This window comes from Legionella pelazae (assembly GCF_052527395.1).
Genome location: NZ_JBNVZS010000013.1, coordinates 36,238 through 55,884 on the forward strand (window position 1 = coordinate 36,238; position 19,647 = coordinate 55,884).

Genomic DNA, 19,647 nt, shown 5'->3' on the forward strand with positions numbered 1-19,647 from the left:
CATTAGTAACAATGTTTGGACTTATTTATGCAGGGCAAAGATGACAGATTTGACGTCATTGTTATTGGCGCAGGGATAGCAGGGGTAACCACAGCATTAGAACTTGCTAAAATTGAAGATCAGGGTAAAAAGCTTAGGATAGCCTTAATTGAAGCAGGCTCAGAGGTTTTACCAGCAACATGTTCAACACAAAATGAATGTAATAAATTGCATACAGGTATGCATTATCTTGCTGATCTGGAAACAGCAAAAAAGTGTTTAGAAAGCGCAATTGAATTTGCTAAAAAATATCCAACATTTATTGCTGGTAGAGAGTTTACACCAAATCCTTGTCTTGGGCGCCATTATATCCTTGATAAATCGACAGTTTCTCCCGAGCAAGCAAGAGAGGTTGCCGAGTATTTAAAAAAACTTTATGCGGAGAAAGTAGCAGAAGACCCAAGCAATAAAGTATTTGGCGAGCCTGAAGAATTTATTCAAGAGCTTAGCCGAGAACAGTATGATTTTATTTCCGATTCTATTCCATTTCGTGATGATAAAGGAAATATTGTAGGTACTACAGCTGTAGCAATGGCTTTTCAAACAGCTGAGGCCCAAGTTAATATTCCAAAGTTACAAAAACACTTACAACAACAAGTTCTAGATACTGAAAACATTACTTTCATACCAAATACCTATGTAACTAATATAGGTTTAACTTCTGATCATTTTGGTTATTATATCTGTACAAAAAGTACAGAATTAGACAGAGGCATAGTTCCTCCTTTGGAAGCTAATGCAATTGTAAATTGCTCTTGGCAAAATGCCGCAGTCCTTGATAAAGGCGTAGAATCCCATTTCGATAAGACTGATAGCAATAATAGTAAAGGCGTTAACCGCGTTAAGGTAAGTATTGAAATTGAATTGCCGCAAGAGTTACAACATCTAAATACAAGTCTTTTTTCTACAGGCCCGTTTTTTTCCTTTACTAATCTAGGAAATGGTAAGGCTATTCTTACTAGTGAGCGACTTACAAATATTGATTTCTATCCAGACGGGATGGAAATGCCAGCTGATATAAAGGAGAACATTGAAAAATTAAGAAGTACACCTATGTCTGATATGGCTAAAGGACTGGCTGAATCAATTATTGATGATTGTGCTGATTGCTTAAAGGATAAGTATAGAGCTCTTCTCTTACAGACTAAGTCAAAAGAAATAAAGATTCATGTTGGTATTGTAAACATTCCTGGTTTAAAGAAAGAATATACTAAAAAAGATATCTACTCCCAAGATAGTGTTATTCATTCGCGTAAGTCAGATGGTATAGTGCATAAATCACTAGGTTATATTTCTCATTTAAGTGCGAAAATGACTTATGCGGGACGAAATCCTGAAAAGGTAAAGAGCATGATAGATAAGGATTTAGAGTTAATTGAAAATTATGAAGCTTTAGTTAACTTAATTGTTCCTCAGCTAAAATTGACAGATGCTTACGCAACACAGGATGTGGCAGGAATAGAGCAGTTATTATATGTCGAATTTCGGCAGCAAATGCTTGAAATAATATATTCAGAGGACATTAATCCTAAGACTTTAACTACACTGGAAGGAACGTGTGATGGCTCTTTGAGGTCTAAAGTAGAGAATTTAATTACGGAGATCTTACAGTCTAAGAAAAACAATGGGGAAATTTATCAAAGTAAGCCAAGAAATGCATTTTTTTCTCCACCAGCAAATGCCTTAACTGGAACTGCAGCAAGGAGAAGAGATAACACAGATCAAACTTTACGTAAGGATATGTTAACTACTACTAATACTAAACCAGGGAGTAATGGGCCTAATACTGACACGTTGAAATTAAACCTTTAAAGGGATCAGTAATACATAAATGGATAAATATATATTATTAAATCTTATTAATCATTTACCCCATGCAATTTTCTGGAAAGATTGCAATTTAGTCTTTCAAGGCTGTAATAGGATCTTTGCTGAAAAACTAGGCTTTTCTGAACCGCAAGATATTATAGGCAAAACAGATTTTGATGTTTTACCCGCCGAAGCTGCAGCTAAATATCGTCGTGATGATAAACTGGTCATTGAATCAGGTAAGGCTAAGTTAGATTATGAAGAAACTTTCATTCAACCAGATGGTTCTAAAAGAACTGTATTAGTTAGCAAAGTGCCTTTCTATGATGATAAAAAGGTAATTGTTGGTATTTTAGGTATTTATACAGATATTACTCAGCGTAAAAAACAAGAAGAGCAGTTAAAGAAAGCGAAAAAAAGCTCTGAAGCAGCTAATCGGGCTAAAGATGAATTTATTCGTAATATGAGTCATGATATTCGTACGCCTTTAAGCGGTATTATTGGTATGTCCTCTCTGTTAGAGCAAGAGGCACATACGCCAGAGCAAAAAGAACATGCTCATATGGTTAACATGAGCTCTGAGCAATTATTAATATTATTAAATAGCGTTCTTGAAATTGTAGCGACAGGAAGTGCAATCGAGTCAAATATTAAGTTCTCTAAATTTAATATTTATGAATTGATTCAATATATATGTGATTTAGAACTTCCAGCTATAAAAATCAAAAATTTAGATTTAAAAATAAGTATTGATAATGAGGTTCCTAAATTTATTCAAACTGATCAAATAAAGCTTCACCGTATCTTATTAAATCTACTGGGGAATGCAGTAAAATTTACCAATAAAGGATACATTGAAATTATTGTTCGTGTGGAAAAAAAATGTGGTAATAAAATTAATCTTGAATTTCTAATTCGGGATACAGGCATTGGTATTAAGCCAGAAGATAAGCAGAAAATTTTTACGCGTTTTTATAGAGCAAATCCATCTGCACAAGGTATTTACTCTGGATATGGAGTAGGTTTACATATTGTTAAAAAGTATACCAAGCTCCTTAAAGGACATATTGCTGTAGAAAGTAATGTAGGTCAGGGGACTACCTTTTCCGTTACTATTCCCGTGCAAGCTGTAGCGAATAAACATGACTTAACGAAAAATGATGAGGCTCATAACTCTGTTAATGTAGTAAATACAACTGTATGGCTTAAAAATGGAGATAAGCCTTGTATTCTTATAGTTGAAGACAATGCTATTGCACTAAAAACAGCAGAAACGATTTTAAAGCAGGCCAGTTGCCAGTTTCAATCTGCGCAAAATGGTGCAAGAGCAATTGAACTTTTTAGAGAGTATAAATTTGATTTAATTTTACTGGATATCGGTTTGCCTGATATTTATGGCAATGAATTAACAAAAATTTTTAGACGTATTGAACAAGAAGAAAATCAAGTATCAACACCAATTATAGGATTAACGGCTTATTCACCAGCAAATACTGAGGCAGTGCTATTAAAAGCAGGCATGAATAAAGTTATTACTAAACCGTTTAGGTTAGCTGCACTTAATGAATTGCTAGCTACGTTTGTGAAAGATAAAGTAGCGATCAAAGATAATATAGCTAAACAAGCTGATTTAGTTAATTTATTTTCTGCAGTAAAACAACATCCGCTCGTTGATATAGAACAAGGCACTAATGCAATTGGCTCAGTTAATGCATTAACTGAATTATTACAAATGTTGCTTAATGAAACGCCTGCTCATTTAAATGAATTGGAACAAGCCTGGCTTGAAAAAAATATTGTCTTAATGAGTAGAGTTATTCATAAAATGAAAGGAGGCGCTTTATGTTGTGGCGCTGTTCAAATGCAACATGCTTGCCATATTTTTGAACAACATTTAAATAGTTTAGCGGTTCAGGAACTTGCTAACTTACTCCAGCAGTTTATTTTAATTGTCAAACATACCCTCATTGAAATTAAGACTTGGTTAGCTCTGAATAATTCTACACTACAATCTTTCTAATCTAAAGTTTTCTATTCTGATAATTCTATGTCAAAATAAGTCATTTAGTATTTATAATGTTTATAGTGAATAAAAGAGACGCCACCAGCAAGAAGAATGACATAAAATAAAACAGTTAGATTAAATATGTGGTCTGGTTTTAACTAAAGGAATTATTATGCCCCACTTAGTATTAGAATATAGTAACAATATTGATATTAGACCAGAAGTGACAACTTTTTTTGCAAAGGCTCACTCTTTATTAGAAAAAATATTGCCAACACAGTTGGCTAGTTGTAAAAGCCGCTGTATTAATTATGATAATTTTTATATAGGTTCAGGGCAGATAAATAATGCCATGGTACACTTAACATTAAAAATTTTACCTGGCCGTTCTGATTTACTAAAAGAGCAGGTAGGGCAGAAGCTAATAGAATTAATGACAGAGAGTTTCGCGCCAAGAAACAAAAATCTAAATTTAGAATTCTCAATGGAGATTATTGAAGCAAGCCCACATTATTTTAAAGGCTAAGCTAATATTTATAACGTTATGAGAGTGTATAGTACAAGTGTTCTCGTGTCTTATATTTAAATTTATAGCAGTAAATTTATTTCTAGAGGATTAACCATTTTAAAGTAAGAAAGTGAAGAGTATTTCATGACTAAGAGAATGATTATTGGTATTTCAGGCGCTTCCGGAATAATTTATGGTATACGTCTTTTAGAAATTTTAGCTAAAACTGATTATGAGACTCATTTAATTGTTTCTAAGGCTGCACAGCAGACCCGGGGGTATGAGGTAACTATTTCTGCACAAGAACTTATTCGCCTTGCAGATAGATATTATTCTATTGATGATATTGCTGCAGTGATTGCAAGTGGCTCATTTAAAACAAGTGGCATGATTATTGCGCCTTGTTCTATGCAAACTTTGGCAAGTATTGCCTGTGGAATGACTTCTAACTTACTAACTCGCGCTGCTGATGTGATATTAAAAGAACGACGCAAATTAGTATTAATGGTTCGTGAGTCACCCTTTCATTTGGGTCACATAGAAAATATGCAAAAAGTAACTCAGATGGGTGCCATCGTTGCACCACCTACCCCTGCTTTCTACAATCAGCCAAAAACACTTGATGATATTATCAATCATAGTATAGGGCGTGTACTGGATTTATTTGATATTGATGTTGGAATTGTCAAGCGTTGGAAAGAAAATCCTTATTCCGACTAGTAGTGCGTGTCATGAATTAGTGTTTTTGGCTGTAAATTGGATTAGGTAACGTCCCTAAAGTTTATTTGCGGTTTTCTCAACATTAATCTAAGCACAGATTTTTCAGCTTACATCGATTTGCCCCCCTCTCCCGCGAAGGATATCATGATACTACTCAAATTCCTTGCGCGGGAGAGGGGGCAAATCGATGTAAGCTGAAAATTATATGCAGAGATTAAGACTGATGAACGTTACCTAATCCAATTTATAGCCAAAAACATTAATTGATGACACGTAATCCCTAAGCTTAAGCCAGTTTGTAGGACTATTTTTATTTTGTATTCATTTGAATTTAGTGTATTGAGTTATGCCTACTTAAGTCAGTATCAGAAAACACCGCGTTATTTGGAGCTGAAACGGGTCTTGCTGGAGTCGTTGTAAAAAATCTTGGGCTAAATAATTGTTGGCGACAATAATCCTGATAGCCTGCCGACTCAATAACCTCTTTTCGTAGAAAATCTAAGTTCTTAAGTTTATGGTTAACAGTCTTATTAATAAGCTCTATGAATTTTACATCATTTTTATTAGTAAACATAAAGCTTAATTCTTGCCAGATTCTTTCAGCAAGCTTATCTTTAATTGCTGCCCAAATAGGTTTAATATTGAAACTAAGCTGATTAAAGAGATGCATTAATCTTAAGTAATCAGCTGATGTTTTAGGATGGGCCTGTAACTCTAAATAATGCATTGCAATATCCTCTGTTAGCATTATTATTTTGTCGTTGATAGCTTTGTTAAAAGATTTCTCTAGTGGAATAAATTGCTTTTGTTGCGATTCATAAATAAAAATCTCCCCTGTTTTAATTTCATAATACCAACCGTGAATTGTAATTTCTTGCTGGTTAAGTTTTTTTATAATGGATGGATAAGACTTTAAGTGCTCAATCTGCGTTAAAATATTATATTCAATAGTTGCCTTTAATTTTAAATCATAATCAATCTCTGTATTACTAAACTGCTCTTCTATTTGATTAATGACAGGACGAGCATGGGTTAGCCAATTAGCAACAACAGGAAAGGCATTTTCTAGGTTTGGTGTTAATAGGCCTTTCATAGCGCCGCATTGAGAATGACCACAGATAATAATTTCTTTAACCTTAAGTGCCTCTATCGCATACTCAATAGCAGCTGCTTCACTACAAGCTACGCCATAAGGCGGAACAATGTTTCCTACATTCCGCGCAATAAATAAATCACCTGGCTTAGAATGAGTAATAACATTAGGATCAATACGCGAATCAGAGCAAGTAATAAAAAGTGTATCTGGGTCTTGACCTTGACTAAGTTTAATAAACACCTCTTCTAAATCTTTAAAGGTTTTCCCTTGAAATTGACGGATGCCGTACATGAGCTTTAGTGTCATTGTTCCTCTCTCTGGGCGTTGTACAAATGAAGAAAGCGCATTAATCTGCTAAAAGACATTTTAATTAAGCAGAATTATTTCTGCATGGTAAAATTAATTTTCAATTTTGTAAAGAAACGATAGGGTTCCTTACGATAAATGAATGTACTTAGTAATACCGATGTTGGACAAAAATGTCTTATCATGCGAGACAATAACTAAAGCGCCTTGATAAACACAAAGCATATCTTCAATAGCTTCTATACTACGAATATCCAGGTGATTCGTTGGTTCATCTAAGATAAGAAGTTGTGGTTGTTTCTCGACGGCTAATGAGATAGCAAGGCTAGCCCTCATGTATTCGCCGCCACTTAATTCACATGCTCTTTTCATCGCAAGTTTATTACGAAAATTAAAAGCAGCTAACCGAGCATAGGCTTCTTGTAAGGAAAGGGTAGGATCTCTTAAACATAAATTTTCAATTAAAGTTAAATTTTCATCAAGATAGTTGAGGTTTTGATCTAAATAACACGCCGCAGAAAATCCACGATAAATTCTACCTTGTTGTGGCTTTAAATGACCTAAGATAAGTTGAATCAATGTTGATTTACCAGCACCATTTTTTCCTGTAAAAGCTATGCGATCATTGCCTAGCAAAGTTAAATTAAAATTAATGAATAAGGGTACTTGCTCATTAAAGCCAAACGTTAGTTCTTCTATATTAATAATAATTTTATTGACTGGTAATTTATCTGAATCTAAGTTAGCAGTAATCTTCTCTTTTATCTCAATATTTGATTTTATTGCCTGTATCTTATCTTTTACCTTTTGCAGGCTAAGGGCCGCTTGAATTTTATTTTTAGATTGAGTTTTTTCACTTCGTCCTTGTTTTGCATTAGCAGTCAATTTATCAATTTTACCAGCTTTTCTAAGTGCTCGACCTTGTTTACGTCGCTGCTCATGTTTTTCTCGTGTTTCTTGAATGGTATTTGTCGTATTTTTAAGCTGTTTTTTTGCTGCTGCAAATTGCTGCAGGGTAGCCTGTTGTTCAATAAGCTTCTGTTCTTGATAAAGGCTATAATTACCGCCAAAATGTTTAGCTCCAATTGAAGTTAACTCAATAATTTCATCCACATAGTTAAGTAGTTGCCTGTCATGACTTGCAATTAAAATGCCCTGTTTTGTTTTTTGTAACCAGGTAAAAAGGTAATTTTTAGTGTCTGTATCTAGATTGTTGGTTGGCTCATCGAGTAAAATAAAATCTGCTTGGCTAAGCATGGCACGTGCTAACCAACATTTAGTTTTCTGACCACCGCTTAAGGAAGTTAATGCTCTATTAAAACTAATAGTTTTTAAGTCTAAGTCAATTAGAAGTTGCCGTGCTCGCGTTTCTATATCCCAGTCATCGCCAATTAAATCATAATCATCTTCAAAGAAATAACCTTCAGCAATCCGTTGTAGGGCCTTAAGTTTTTTATTAATACCCAGTAAATCAGCAACTGTACTTTTATCATAATGAGTATTAATTTGAGGACAATATTCAATTGTCCCTTGTATTTCAAGACAGCCTTGCTGAGGCTCGAGAAGTTTAGCAAGGATTTTTAATAAAGTTGTTTTGCCAACGCCATTATCTCCCACAATGCCATAGCGTTTTTGTACCAATGACAGTGAAAGATCCTTAATAGGAGAATCGGTGGTTATAAAAGCATAGGACAAATGACGCGCAATGATAGAGGGAATACGAAACATAAATAATCTCCAAGTGTCTGTGAAATAGAAACAAGTTGGAAAATTATTTACGCATTGGAGGAATACCTAAGACTGATAAGATGATGATATTTTATTATAAAAGCTAAAATTCTGTCAATAAACGTTTAACTGGGTTTTATTTTATCCAAAATGTTATATAATTACGCCACATTAAGTCTTATTTAAAAATTATAAGAAGTAATCGCTATTTTTAATCTACTTTAGGTTTTCTGTAGTTTAACTTTCTTAAGACTTAAATTTAATAAGTGCTAGTTTAAATCAAGAGCAAAACAGTCTGCTGTTAAAGGAGAGGCTAAATGCCTGTTATCCTCCCAAAATTCGATGAAACTTCTATTCAAGATGAGCATAAAAATTGGCTTATTTATTATATGAGCCAAATGCCAACAACATTAAATTATTTTAAAAACGAACTAGCAAAATTTTTACAAGAATTAAATGATGAACAATTTAGCATTCTCAGTTACCCAGAATTTTGGTCTGGAGAGCGCCTATTAGAAACAAGAATTAAATCAGAAGTTAATCAACCAGCGGCTTACCAAGAAATTAAAAATTGGCTAAAAAAGCAAAAACAAAATTCTGTTAATGAACCAGATAAAGTTAAAGAAATTGAAAATTTTGCACAAAACTATGATAGATATTTTCTCCTTTTGAAGCGTAAAGCCCTTATTCTAAGCGTTAAGCAAATAATGGAAGATTTGGACCAAGACTATCTTAATGGATTAGAAGATGAAGCCATATTTCTTCAATTCAAAACTCGTATTAATCAAATCTTAAGTCAGAGTTCTCTATTAAATATGCAAACGCGCTATGACTGTTTGCAGGCACATTTGCAAATTACGCTTGCTTGTAGGCAGGCGCATGAGCTAATTACTAAAAAAAATTATAGAAAGCTAAGGGAAGAAGTAGATTTGATTGAAGTTTTGGCAAAACGTGTGATTGATAGTTATTATCAAACCGCTAAGAAAATGACCTTAACCGACGCCATTCAGAAAGATGTTGCGTCTTTAACCTCTGCTATTGGCCTTTCCATTGGTTTAATAGGATTTGCCCTAGGTATTGCTTCTTTCTTTTTTCCACCCCTGGTTTTTCCTGTTTTTGTTTTAGGCTTAATTGGTTTGATATCTTATTTAGCTTCAGTCTTTACTGCCATAAAAATAGCGGAAGAGAGCTTTAAATATAGACGCTCTCCTAAAGTCTCAGAATTTATAGAGCTTATAATTGAGGTTATGCTTTCCCCATTTTATTTTTTCGCTGGCGAAGTTTTCTCTTTAATAGGAAGAGGTCTTAATTGGGCAGCCTCAACAATCAAATTGGTAACAGAAGTCTGGGATAATGCAATTAGTAATATACTTCCAGATATATTTTTTGCAGGAGGCATATTTAAAGAAGTCACTGAAGTTGGCTCCGTATATACAAAATCTGGCCAGCTGAAAAATACCACTGCAACATCTTGGAGTCTAATCCGCAGTACGCTAACTGCCAATATGCATGGTCAGTCTAATAGCGTAGAAGTATTTGAAAAAATTGATAATGCTAAAAAATATCTTACCCGCCAAATGGGTTATCGACCTACGTCTTCAAGCTTATCGCGAAATGCGTTATACGAAATTTTAGCAGAGCAATTAGAGCAATTCAGACAAAAGCCGTCATTAAGAGCATCTACTGATATCAATGCAATTGAAGAATTAATTGATGATTTCTTGCAATTTCAGACAAAGATAAATGAGAAAACAAAAGGAAAACAACTTATAAGTGTTAATCAATATAAGGAAGAAATAGCTCAAGCTAATCACTATTTATATAATACTGCGCAGTTATGTGAAAATTACCTTAGCAAGCATTTTGATAGTAGAAGCAGTAGTCAATTAATTCATTTTGAGCAGACTCAAATTGAGCAAATAATTCTTATACAGGAAAAGACTCGAGAACTAATTAATTTAAATAGCAAAGATTTAGATGAATTTCATGCTAACTTAACTTCTAAATCTTTAGTGCGATATAAGCGCGGATTCGTTTATACCAGCTTAGAGGGCTTGCAAGAGAATAATAAAAATGCAAAAGAAAGAGATTTACCGCTGGTATTAAGTCATCACGCCGATATTTTATTTTGGGAACAAGGATTTAGAGGATTACGACGTTCTCAGGAAACAAAAGAAATCTTTAAGATATTTAATAAATATAAAGCGCTACCAGCTGACGCAAAGCGAACTGAAACGCTCATTGAATTAAAAGAAAAATGTAATATTTACCTTGCGAAATACGGCAATAAGACCGACAAACCTAAAAAAGGCCATTATCAATATGTAGAAAAATTATCTAACTTAATAGATGAGGAAATAAAAGCGCTGCATGATAATCATTTATCGATGCCTATTTTAGTGGCTTATAAAGCAAGATAATATAAGATTACGCTAGTGTTAAGTAGCTTTAAGAATCCATTATGCAGACAACAATACGAGCATTTTTTGCCATTAGCTTATCGACTGAAATTATCAATACCATTGCCGCCGTAGTAGCCGAACTTAAGCAAACTGTACCTCAAAAAATTCGCTGGACCAAACCTGAAAATCTCCATATAACTTTGCGCTTTTTACAATCAATTCAAGTGGCCGATTTACCAAAGCTTATTGAACAGGTTGAATTAAAAATACAAGATATTTCTTCATTTACCCTGGAATTAAGTGAACTTGAATTATTTCCAAAGCCTAAGCATCCTCGCCTTATCGCTTTAAAAGCCGGGCCAAATGATCAGTTAGCTCCTATCTCATATAGTCTTGCGCAAGTTATTGATGCCCTTAATTATCCTACTGAAAAACGCGCCTTTCGTGGTCATATCACTTTAGGTCGATTTCAAAATTACCAACCACTTGCTGTTTTGCCGCAAATTCAAACAAATCATTTTCCTAGACAAATCGTGCAATACGTTAACTTATTTGAAAGTAAATTAGAAAAGGGGCAAAGACAGTATAATTTAATTAAACAATTTAGCTTAAAAGTCAAATGAATATAAATGAATAAAATATAATGGTATTTCATTTTAAGTACTAAAATACAAATACTGGCATTCCAATATAAAATTTATTCATCTACTTTTAAAGAAGTAAGTTTATAATTAAAATTGCACTAATCTTGCTTCAATAAGTGAACCTAATATCCTATCTTTATCAAGATCTAACTTAATTAATTTCATATCACCATTCGATTGTCCTTGCTTAATAAAATAGTCAGATTTTTCGATAAACAGACGATTTAAAAGTATTTTATTGAGTTTAAAAGAATTAACAATGACAAACTCTCTGTCCTTTGGTTGCTTTTTAAAATCAAATATTAAAATAGAATTTTCAGGAAATAATGGATCCATCGTTGTATTCTTCATAATTAAAGCAAATGAATAATCACTCATATCTTTAGTAAGTACTACTTCGCCAAGCTGACCTGCTTCCTTATAATTATTAGGCCAGTCTCTTAACATATCCCAGCTTATAACTGGAACTGTGTTAATTTTAAAACTCTTCTTTATTTCCTCTGGAATTGATTCGTATAAAGGAACTTCTCCAATGAGCTGACCAACTGAAATATTAAAATAGTTGGCCAAACTCTCTAAAACTGTCTTTCTAGGCCGCTTCGTTATGCCATTTAATAGATGATGCAAAGTGGGTTGAGGAATATGAGTTTGTCTTGCTAATTCACTTAAGGATAGCTCGCTATGTAATTTCATTAGCTTGCGTAAATTTTCACCAATAGAGTAATTGTTCATAAGTCACCATAAAAAAGAATAAATTATTCATTAATACTTGACTAAAAGTCAAAAATAAGTTTTAATGAATAAAAATGAATAGATATTAAATTTTATAAATAAATGAATAAATTATAATAACATGGTAAAGGCGTTAAATTAAAGAAGAATATTTGCTGAAAATCAATTAAATGTTCTTCTCTAATTTGATGGAACACATAACAAACCAACCTTGCATTAGGAGAAAATATGGAAAGTAGTAAAGAAAGAACCTTGGCTTATCAATTAGCAAAGGAAATCGATCATAAAGATTTAGAGCAAGTTTCAGGAGGTAACGGTTATAAAATGACGTCGAGAGCAACATGCAGCCCAACAGGGAGTACCGGGCAGTGGGATACCGTCATAGACATCTCAGTAGATTGGTAATCATATAAAAATTTAAAATAAATGATGTTTAAGTATGCTTCTGTCTTGTCGTTTTAAGCTTAGCGAAATGCAAATATAGGGAATAAAGGGCGTTTAAAATCACTAAGCTTAAGTAGTCAGAAGCAACTTTATGAAGTTAATAGGATAAAATCGGATTTTACGATGAAGTACTTAATTTTAACTGAACCCGATGATACGCATGCTGTATTAGTTAAATTAGCTCTAGAATCAATAGGACATTATGTAAGATTATTATTTACAGCAGATCATCCAACAAAACAAAAGAACTCTGTTTTAATTGATAAGGATTTTTATCTGTGGAAAAGTTCAGATAAATCTAAATCCTATACGAGTCAAGAATATGACGTAGTTTGGTGGCGCAGAGTGCGAAAGCCTTTTTTGCCTGAGCAGGCTGTTCATCCAGATGATTTTTCCTTCATAAGAAGAGAAAATATTGTATTTTACGAATCTTTAACCCAAAACATTGCACCCAATGCTTGGTGGATAAATCCTAAAGAGGCTGCTATAAGGGCAAATTGGAAACTGTTACAATTAAGATTAGCAGATCAATGTGGATTTAATATTCCAAAAACTTTGTGTTCAAATGATCCTCAAGAAGTGCGTAATTTTATAACAGAATATGAAAAAGACGGTGTCATTTATAAGCCTTTATACTCTAGTTTTTGGTTTGAAGAAAAATATGTTAAAGTTTCCTATACAGCTAAGTTAAATTCAGCAAACCTCCCGTCAGATAAAGTATTACAGTTAACACCAGGAATTTTCCAAAAACATATTAAGAAGAAATATGAATTACGAATAACATGTTTTGGTGACTATATTGTTGCTGCAAAATTAAATTCACAAAGTCATAGTGAAGGTAAGGTCGATTGGCGAGCTATCTACCCTGATAAAATGAGTATTGAACCTTACCGTTTACCTTTTGCTATTGAACAGCGTCTAAGAAAATTCATGCGTAAGCTTGGAATTATTTTTGGTGCATTTGATTTTATTGTTACACCTAATGATGAATATATTTTTCTTGAAGTAAATGAGCAAGGTCAATTTTTATGGATAGAGGAATATAATCCAAATTTTAAAATGCTTGATATTTTCATTAATTTTCTTATTGAGCGCACAATCAATTTTCAGTGGAATGAAAAAAGCATAACTCATTCTATTGATAAATATCGCAACAGAATGCAAAGTTTAATTACTAAAAATTTACTAAATCATGTGAATTTAAATACATTTAAAACTATTAATAGGGGAGAGGCATGTTAAAAAGGGCTTTATTTACTTCGTGTTTATTTCTTTCAGGAGAGATTTGTGCTGATACATTTATAGATTTATATGGTGATAATTCTAATCATGCTAATCAAGTATTAAAAAAATATTCATCTGAAGTAAAACAATTAATTAATAGTACTAATCAAATTATCTTAATGACTGATGCTAAAAAACAAGAAAGAGAAGTGCTTCATTTAGCAATGAAAAAAAAATATTTAATCGAAAGAATTAAAAAAAATGAACATTATGCTTTTGTTGATTTTCAAACAATCTATTATCCAGCAGAAAAAAATTATTATACAACTATTGAGGTAGTGCGGCAGGATGAAAGGCATCGATTACATTATATTCAGCCGAAGGTTAATGTAAGTTTAAATAAAACTAGTCAGAATGATTTAATTGCCAAACGAATAAAGTTTGATCAGTTAGAGATGCGTTTATTGAATGAAAATAAAATTGATCTAAATGATTCCACTTGTCCAGTCTATCATTGTGTTTCCGGTTTTAATAATCCTGCTTTACAACCTTATTTAAGCGTGTTTAATAAAGGTGCAATTATACAAAAAGAACTCATTAAAAAAACCTTAACTGAAGATCCTAATCCTGAAAGACGTGCTGCAGCTGCTTTTTTAGTTGGCCATTTTAAAGATCCTAAAGAAATTATTGCAACCTTGTCTGCCGGTATTAACGATAGAAATGAGACAGTACGTAATAATGTAATGCGAGTAATAGGGCAAACGATGGAAAAAACCCACTTTTTTGATATTGATGCTAATAAAGTACTTCCCTTAATAGATTCACCTTATACTACCGATAGAAATAAAGCTTTATTTATATTATCTTCAGCTGTTAAGTCCCAGAAGAATAAGAAAATTATTTTAGAAAAAGGAAGAAAGAGATTAGTTAATATTCTACGTTTAAAACAGCCAAATAATCACGAGTTTGCTTATTTAATTCTGAAAGAAATTAGCGGTAAAAATTATAGTGATAAAGATATACAATCTTGGCAAGAATGGTTAAAGAGTGTGAAGGTTTAAGATAGAGTTTTAGATTATAATAATCTAGTTTTTTCTGCTTCAGGAAGATTACAGAAGTCCAACCCACTTATTTAATAAAATGGAAAGTATTAAATAAGTAATTTTTAGGAATAAAAAATGGAAATTAATACAAAAAATGGTCGAGTTTTAGCCTATAGTCTAGCAACAGAGATTAGTAGTGAGGAATTACAACAAATAGCAGGAGGATCGACAAAAGTTACCTATCAAACCACAGATTATTATACCAACAGGCACGGCGTATCTGATACTGATTTAGATATGGATTGGGATTAATAGTTAACTAACTTTCAATGGGTTTTGGTATAGCGCCAGCCACTAAGCTTTATACTTCGTTGCAAGCTTGCTCGGCTCAGTCATGTACTTATTTGTACACTCTTTCGCCTCGCTCACTTGCGCCTTGTCTAAAACTTAGTGGGCGACGCTATAAGCAATACCATTGCCATCAAAACCCAATGACTTGAAAGTAAAAAATTAAGGAAAATGTAGTGAATATTCTAATCTCAACAGAGCCAGATGATGTGCATGCTATTATAGTAAAATTAGCTTTAGAGAGTAAATCACATCAGTGTTTGCTATGGTTTACTGCTGATATGCCTACTAAGCAAACCAATAGTATCTATTTTTCTAATGAACAACAATGGTGGCTTTTAGAAAATGAATCGCAATGTCCGGTGACAAATTATACAGAAATTGATGTAGTCTGGTGGCGTAGAGCTAGGCGCCCTTTTATTGGTGAAAATTTTGTTAAATCTGATTTTGATTTTATTAAAAAAGAAAACACATTATTTCATAATGGTATTCCTTTTATACTTGCTAAAGATGCTTACTGGATCAATCCATATGAGTCCATTAGCCAAGCTAACTCTAAATTATTGCAGCTAAAGCTTGCATTACAATGCGGATTTAAAATTCCGCCAAGTTTAATATCTAATTCGCCAGCAAAAATAAAAGAATTTTTGCAAGCCTATAAAAGTGATAAGGTTATTTATAAGCCTTTATCAGCCCATTATTGGTACGAAAAAGGTGTTTTAAAATTATTTTACACAAAAACTATTCATAATGAACAGTTACCGCCTGATCACCTATTACAATTAACGCCAGGTATTTTTCAAAAGTATATTAAGAAAAAGTATGAACTTCGTGTTACTTGCTTTGGTGCACATATTGTAGCTGCGAAAATTTTTTCGCAAGAACATTCTAAAGGCTTAACTGATTGGCGATCTATACCACCGGCTGAACTCAGAATTGAGCCTTATTGCTTGCCTTATTCCATTGAAAAGAAAATCCGTAATTTTATGGAAGCGCTAGGTATCGTGTTTGGCTGCTTTGATTTTATCGTCACGCATGATAATGAATATTTTTTCCTAGAGGTTAATCAGCAGGGTCAATTTCTCTGGATTGAAGATCGCTGCCCAACAATAAAAATGTTAGATAAATTTGTGAAGTTCATTCTAAATAAAAATACTCATTACAAATGGAATGACAAAAATAGTATTAGCTTAGCGGATTTTGAAGAACAAGCATCGCTCATGCTAAAAGAAAATCTACAAAAGCATATTATGCGCAATGCTTTAAAGTCAGATCAAGCAGCATGATTTTTCTTACCTAGCTCTGTAGCTTATAACTATTAATCTACAGAGTTAAAGTTCAATGATTATGAAAAAAGAATTATTTAGACAAGAAGTATTTAATCAAAAAAAAATAAGTCATTTAGGGGTAATATCGATTAATACTCCCATATCATTTAAATTTGTTACTTATAGCAGCTTAATTATTTTATTAATAATTATTTTATTTTTAGTATTCGGTGAATTTTCGGATAAATTTGTAGTAATCGGCTATTTAAATGATTCAAAAGGGGTTTTTAGTCTTTATCCAAGTAAAGGTGGAGTAATTCTTAAAAGCTATAAAAAACAGGGTGAATTAGTTAAGAAAGGAGAAGCAATTCTATTAATTAATTCTTTATTAGATAATCAGCTTTTTGATAAAAATAATATTTTAGAAAATTTAATAAAAAGAAAACAGTCAATCAATAATGAAATCACCAACAAATCAATTCAACTAGAAAAATTTAAAAAACTATTTATTAAAAAATATATTTCTTTAGAATTTTATAATAACAAAAAACAAGAATTAATTGAGCTTAATCGTAATCTTAATGCTGTAGAGTTAGAAATTATTAAATACAAACAAGATCAATTTTATATTGTTTATTCTCCTATAGATGGTGTTATTGCCGCTAATATTTTTAAAGAAGGGCAGTATGTTAACTTAGTTAAACCATTGGTAAAAATTTTACCTATAAATTCTGAATTAATTGCTAATCTATTTATTCCTGCCAATCAAATTGGGTTTATAAATAAGGATAGTAACATTACTGTCCGTTATGATGCTTATCCTTATAAACGCTTTGGTAGTTATCACGCGGTTATTGATTCCATAGATGAAACCATTCTAACCGATAATGAAGATGAAAAATCTATACAAGTCGGATACCCTTATTTTAAGGTTAATGCTAGGTTAAACAGCCAATACGTTATGGTATATGGACAGCCGAAAAAATTACAACAAGGATTAACTATTACTGCAATTATTAGTGGCCCAAAGAGAAAAATATGGCAATGGATATTAGATCCAATTTTTAGTATGTATGGAGAGCTTAAATTATGAAGAATACCTTAAATTTTAGCTTAAAGAGAAGTCATCAATTACCCATTGTATTTCAAAATGAAATTGCCGAATGTGGTCATGCTTGCGTTGTTATGATTAGTAATTACTGGGGACATGAGCTTAGTTTATCTTCTATAAGAAATCTAAGTAAGCCTTCTATGAAAGGCATTACTATGCTTGATGTCATTAATTTACTGCAAAGTTTAAATTTTAAAACTAGAGCACTACGTGTGGATTTAAAAGATCTTAAATTGATTCGCTGCCCTGCTGTTTTACATTGGAATATGAATCATTTTGTTGTTCTAAAAAAGGTGAAAAAAAATCACGTCATTATTCATGATCCTGCCATTGGCGTTAGACGTTGTACGTTTGCAGAAGTATCCAGATTTTTTACCGGTATTGTTTTAGAAGCTGAAAAGGAGGCAAATTTTCAAAAAATTATTGCTAATAACAAATTAACTCTTCTTCATTTTATGAGAATGGTTGCAGGAATTAATAAATTTATTATCTTTTTAATTTTCTTATCATTAACTATTGAAGTATTAGCCTTAATCAATCCACTGCTACTTCAATATGTGATGGATGATGTTATTAATACTAGTAACTTAAACAATCTTTATATCATTGTCAGCGCTTTTTTAATTTTTGTATTGCTACAAAGTATTATTGAATACAGTCGCAGTTATTCAGTTACTTATCTAACTACCTATCTTACAGAACAATTTTCAGCAAACCTAATTAAACATCTCTTAAAACTACCACTAGAATTTTTCTTTCATCGCTACAAAGGGGATATTCAAGCAAAATTTCAAACAATTGATCAAGTGCAGAGGAAAATAAGTACTGAGTTTATTAATACCATACTTGATGGCTTAATGATTATTATTAATTTGGTCGTTATGGCTATATATAGTTTAAAGTTAACATTAATAATTTGTTGCAGCCTTTTGCTATATTTAACAATTCGTTATTTATCTTATAAAAGCTTAAAAAATCAAACAGAAAACTCGGTTGTTCAACATGCAAAAGCAGCATCTATATTTTTAGAAACATTACAAGGTATTATGCCAATTAAGACGTTTGCTAAAGAAAATGTACATTTTAATATTTGGTACAATAGCTATATTCAATCTCTGAATGCTGATATTACTATTTCAAGACTAAATATGTTTTACAATATAATTAATCAATTATTATTTCAAATTGATCATATTGTTATTCTTTGTGTTGGTATAATGCTAATTCTAGAAAGTCGATTTTCTACTGGTATGTTAGTCGCTTTTCTCGCTTATCGGCTTCTTTTAATTAATAAGGCTTCTTCTTTTATTCGCTACGCTTTCGATTACAAACTTATTTCTATTCAATTAAACCGATTAAGTGATTTAATTTTTCAGCAACCTGAAGTCATTTCAGAAGGGCTTGGCAGATATGAACTCATGAAAGGCAAATTAGAAATCCAAAATATAAGTTTTCGCTATCATACAAGCGATCCTTTTATTTTAAAAAAGATTAATTTAACGGTTAATGCTGGAGAAAAAGTAGCAATTGTAGGGCCTTCTGGTTGTGGTAAATCAACCTTATTAAAGGTCATGATGGGCTTGTTAGTGTCTGAAAAAGGCGAGATATACATTGATGATATTAGCCTTAATCAGTTTGGTTTGAAAAATTATCGACAGTTAACTGCGTCAGTCATGCAAGAAGACTGTTTATTAACAGGATCCATATTAGAAAACATTACTTTTTTTGATGATGAGATTGATATTAATTATGTTTATCAAGTAGCAAAACTTGCTTGTATTCATGACACTATTCTAAAATTTCCTATGCAATACGAAACCCAAGTTGGCGAAATGGGTTCTATACTATCTGGAGGGCAAAAGCAGCGTATTTTATTAGCGCGGGCACTTTATAAAAGGCCAAAAATATTATTCTTAGATGAAGCAACAAGTCATCTCGATGCTCAAAATGAACTTACAATCAATCAATCCCTTAAAACATTAGCAATGACTCAAATTATTATTGCTCATCGTCAAGAAACGATTGCTATGGCAGATAGGGTAATTAATTTAAGTCAATTAATTTGAGTTCAATATAAGAGAGACAAAGGCTCTTTTATGTCACTAAGCGAATGTTAAGCCTTGTTGCGTAAAGTTAATGTCATTTTTCTCTAGAATCTTGCAATTTTTAGCGGTTTTTCACAACCAAGTAGAGCTGATGTTGGCGTTGTTAAATTTCCAC

Annotated in this window: 16 protein-coding genes; 13 read left to right on the forward strand and 3 right to left on the reverse strand. The window is 32.3% G+C overall.

Going from position 1 to position 19,647, the window contains the following annotated elements; translation table 11 throughout:
- Positions 1-27 precede the first annotated feature (27 nt).
- From ACQUW5_RS12395 to ACQUW5_RS12410, 4 genes are all read left to right on the forward strand, one after another.
- Complete coding sequence (locus ACQUW5_RS12395; protein ID WP_444991572.1) at positions 28-1,851, forward strand: FAD-dependent oxidoreductase; 1,824 nt, start codon at positions 28-30, stop codon at positions 1,849-1,851.
- Between the two features lie 19 nt (positions 1,852-1,870).
- Complete coding sequence (locus ACQUW5_RS12400) at positions 1,871-3,868, forward strand: ATP-binding protein (protein WP_444991573.1); 1,998 nt, start codon at positions 1,871-1,873, stop codon at positions 3,866-3,868.
- 157 nt (positions 3,869-4,025) lie between these two features.
- Positions 4,026-4,379 (forward strand): 5-carboxymethyl-2-hydroxymuconate Delta-isomerase, encoded by a 354-nt coding sequence (locus ACQUW5_RS12405; protein WP_444991574.1) that lies wholly within the window; start codon positions 4,026-4,028, stop codon positions 4,377-4,379.
- A 126-nt stretch (positions 4,380-4,505) separates the two neighbouring features.
- Positions 4,506-5,081 (forward strand): UbiX family flavin prenyltransferase, encoded by a 576-nt coding sequence (locus ACQUW5_RS12410; RefSeq protein WP_444991575.1) that lies wholly within the window; start codon positions 4,506-4,508, stop codon positions 5,079-5,081.
- A 331-nt stretch (positions 5,082-5,412) separates the two neighbouring features.
- Here ACQUW5_RS12410 and ACQUW5_RS12415 read toward each other — a convergent pair whose 3' ends face one another.
- Together ACQUW5_RS12415 and ACQUW5_RS12420 are read right to left on the reverse strand one after the other, a co-directional pair.
- On the reverse strand, positions 5,413-6,483 hold the full coding sequence (locus ACQUW5_RS12415; RefSeq protein WP_444991576.1) for a carbonic anhydrase: 1,071 nt from the start codon (positions 6,481-6,483) through the stop codon (positions 5,413-5,415).
- A gap of 129 nt (positions 6,484-6,612) precedes the next feature.
- Positions 6,613-8,211 (reverse strand): ABC-F family ATP-binding cassette domain-containing protein, encoded by a 1,599-nt coding sequence (locus tag ACQUW5_RS12420; RefSeq protein WP_444991577.1) that lies wholly within the window; start codon positions 8,209-8,211, stop codon positions 6,613-6,615.
- Positions 8,212-8,528: 317 nt separating this feature from the next.
- Here ACQUW5_RS12420 and ACQUW5_RS12425 point away from each other — a divergent pair, with 317 nt between their 5' ends.
- Both ACQUW5_RS12425 and thpR read left to right on the forward strand, forming a co-directional pair.
- Positions 8,529-10,631 (forward strand): hypothetical protein, encoded by a 2,103-nt coding sequence (locus ACQUW5_RS12425; protein ID WP_444991578.1) that lies wholly within the window; start codon positions 8,529-8,531, stop codon positions 10,629-10,631.
- Positions 10,632-10,672: 41 nt separating this feature from the next.
- The gene (gene thpR / locus ACQUW5_RS12430) at positions 10,673-11,236 is read left to right on the forward strand and encodes an RNA 2',3'-cyclic phosphodiesterase (protein ID WP_444991579.1); all 564 of its coding nucleotides are present in this window, start codon (positions 10,673-10,675) and stop codon (positions 11,234-11,236) included.
- A 108-nt stretch (positions 11,237-11,344) separates the two neighbouring features.
- Here thpR and ACQUW5_RS12435 read toward each other — a convergent pair whose 3' ends face one another.
- Positions 11,345-11,989 carry a helix-turn-helix domain-containing protein gene (locus ACQUW5_RS12435; RefSeq protein WP_444991580.1) on the reverse strand — a complete coding sequence of 215 codons (645 nt, stop codon included), beginning with the start codon at positions 11,987-11,989 and terminating at the stop codon, positions 11,345-11,347.
- Between the two features lie 228 nt (positions 11,990-12,217).
- Here ACQUW5_RS12435 and ACQUW5_RS12440 point away from each other — a divergent pair, with 228 nt between their 5' ends.
- The 7 genes from ACQUW5_RS12440 to ACQUW5_RS12470 all read left to right on the forward strand — a co-directional run bounded on the left by ACQUW5_RS12440 (position 12,218) and on the right by ACQUW5_RS12470 (position 19,493).
- A complete protein-coding gene (locus ACQUW5_RS12440) occupies positions 12,218-12,394 on the forward strand; it encodes a bacteriocin (protein WP_444991581.1) in 177 nt (58 codons plus the stop codon).
- Between the two features lie 162 nt (positions 12,395-12,556).
- On the forward strand, positions 12,557-13,675 hold the full coding sequence (locus tag ACQUW5_RS12445) for an MvdC/MvdD family ATP grasp protein (RefSeq protein ID WP_444991582.1): 1,119 nt from the start codon (positions 12,557-12,559) through the stop codon (positions 13,673-13,675).
- Positions 13,669-14,718 carry a HEAT repeat domain-containing protein gene (locus ACQUW5_RS12450; protein WP_444991583.1) on the forward strand — a complete coding sequence of 350 codons (1,050 nt, stop codon included), beginning with the start codon at positions 13,669-13,671 and terminating at the stop codon, positions 14,716-14,718. Before ACQUW5_RS12445 ends, ACQUW5_RS12450 begins: the two co-directional genes overlap by 7 nt.
- Before the next feature lie 117 nt (positions 14,719-14,835).
- Entirely contained in the window at positions 14,836-15,012 is a 177-nt protein-coding gene (locus ACQUW5_RS12455; RefSeq protein ID WP_444991584.1) for a hypothetical protein, read from the forward strand.
- Positions 15,013-15,224: 212 nt separating this feature from the next.
- Positions 15,225-16,334 (forward strand): MvdC/MvdD family ATP grasp protein, encoded by a 1,110-nt coding sequence (locus tag ACQUW5_RS12460; RefSeq protein ID WP_444991585.1) that lies wholly within the window; start codon positions 15,225-15,227, stop codon positions 16,332-16,334.
- A gap of 61 nt (positions 16,335-16,395) precedes the next feature.
- On the forward strand, positions 16,396-17,409 hold the full coding sequence (locus ACQUW5_RS12465; protein ID WP_444991586.1) for an HlyD family secretion protein: 1,014 nt from the start codon (positions 16,396-16,398) through the stop codon (positions 17,407-17,409).
- On the forward strand, positions 17,406-19,493 hold the full coding sequence (locus ACQUW5_RS12470) for a peptidase domain-containing ABC transporter (protein WP_444991587.1): 2,088 nt from the start codon (positions 17,406-17,408) through the stop codon (positions 19,491-19,493). The genes ACQUW5_RS12465 and ACQUW5_RS12470 overlap by 4 nt, the downstream gene beginning before the upstream one ends.
- Positions 19,494-19,647: the final 154 nt, after the last annotated feature.

Excerpts from the sequence above, each read along its gene's own strand:
- ACQUW5_RS12410 (WP_444991575.1), top strand. The coding sequence starts at position 4,506 with ATGACTAAGAGAATGATTATTGGTATTTCAGGCGCTTCCGGAATAATT.
- ACQUW5_RS12395 (WP_444991572.1), top strand. The coding sequence starts at position 28 with ATGCAGGGCAAAGATGACAGATTTGACGTCATTGTTATTGGCGCAGGG.
- ACQUW5_RS12405 (WP_444991574.1), top strand. The coding sequence starts at position 4,026 with ATGCCCCACTTAGTATTAGAATATAGTAACAATATTGATATTAGACCA.
- ACQUW5_RS12465 (WP_444991586.1), top strand. The coding sequence starts at position 16,396 with ATGAAAAAAGAATTATTTAGACAAGAAGTATTTAATCAAAAAAAAATA.
- ACQUW5_RS12470 (WP_444991587.1), top strand. The coding sequence starts at position 17,406 with ATGAAGAATACCTTAAATTTTAGCTTAAAGAGAAGTCATCAATTACCC.
- ACQUW5_RS12445 (WP_444991582.1), top strand. The coding sequence starts at position 12,557 with ATGAAGTACTTAATTTTAACTGAACCCGATGATACGCATGCTGTATTA.
- ACQUW5_RS12440 (WP_444991581.1), top strand. The coding sequence starts at position 12,218 with ATGGAAAGTAGTAAAGAAAGAACCTTGGCTTATCAATTAGCAAAGGAA.
- ACQUW5_RS12435 (WP_444991580.1), bottom strand. The coding sequence starts at position 11,989 with ATGAACAATTACTCTATTGGTGAAAATTTACGCAAGCTAATGAAATTA.
- ACQUW5_RS12450 (WP_444991583.1), top strand. The coding sequence starts at position 13,669 with ATGTTAAAAAGGGCTTTATTTACTTCGTGTTTATTTCTTTCAGGAGAG.
- ACQUW5_RS12425 (WP_444991578.1), top strand. The coding sequence starts at position 8,529 with ATGCCTGTTATCCTCCCAAAATTCGATGAAACTTCTATTCAAGATGAG.
- ACQUW5_RS12420 (WP_444991577.1), bottom strand. The coding sequence starts at position 8,211 with ATGTTTCGTATTCCCTCTATCATTGCGCGTCATTTGTCCTATGCTTTT.
- ACQUW5_RS12455 (WP_444991584.1), top strand. The coding sequence starts at position 14,836 with ATGGAAATTAATACAAAAAATGGTCGAGTTTTAGCCTATAGTCTAGCA.
- ACQUW5_RS12415 (WP_444991576.1), bottom strand. The coding sequence starts at position 6,483 with ATGACACTAAAGCTCATGTACGGCATCCGTCAATTTCAAGGGAAAACC.
- thpR (WP_444991579.1), top strand. The coding sequence starts at position 10,673 with ATGCAGACAACAATACGAGCATTTTTTGCCATTAGCTTATCGACTGAA.
- ACQUW5_RS12400 (WP_444991573.1), top strand. The coding sequence starts at position 1,871 with ATGGATAAATATATATTATTAAATCTTATTAATCATTTACCCCATGCA.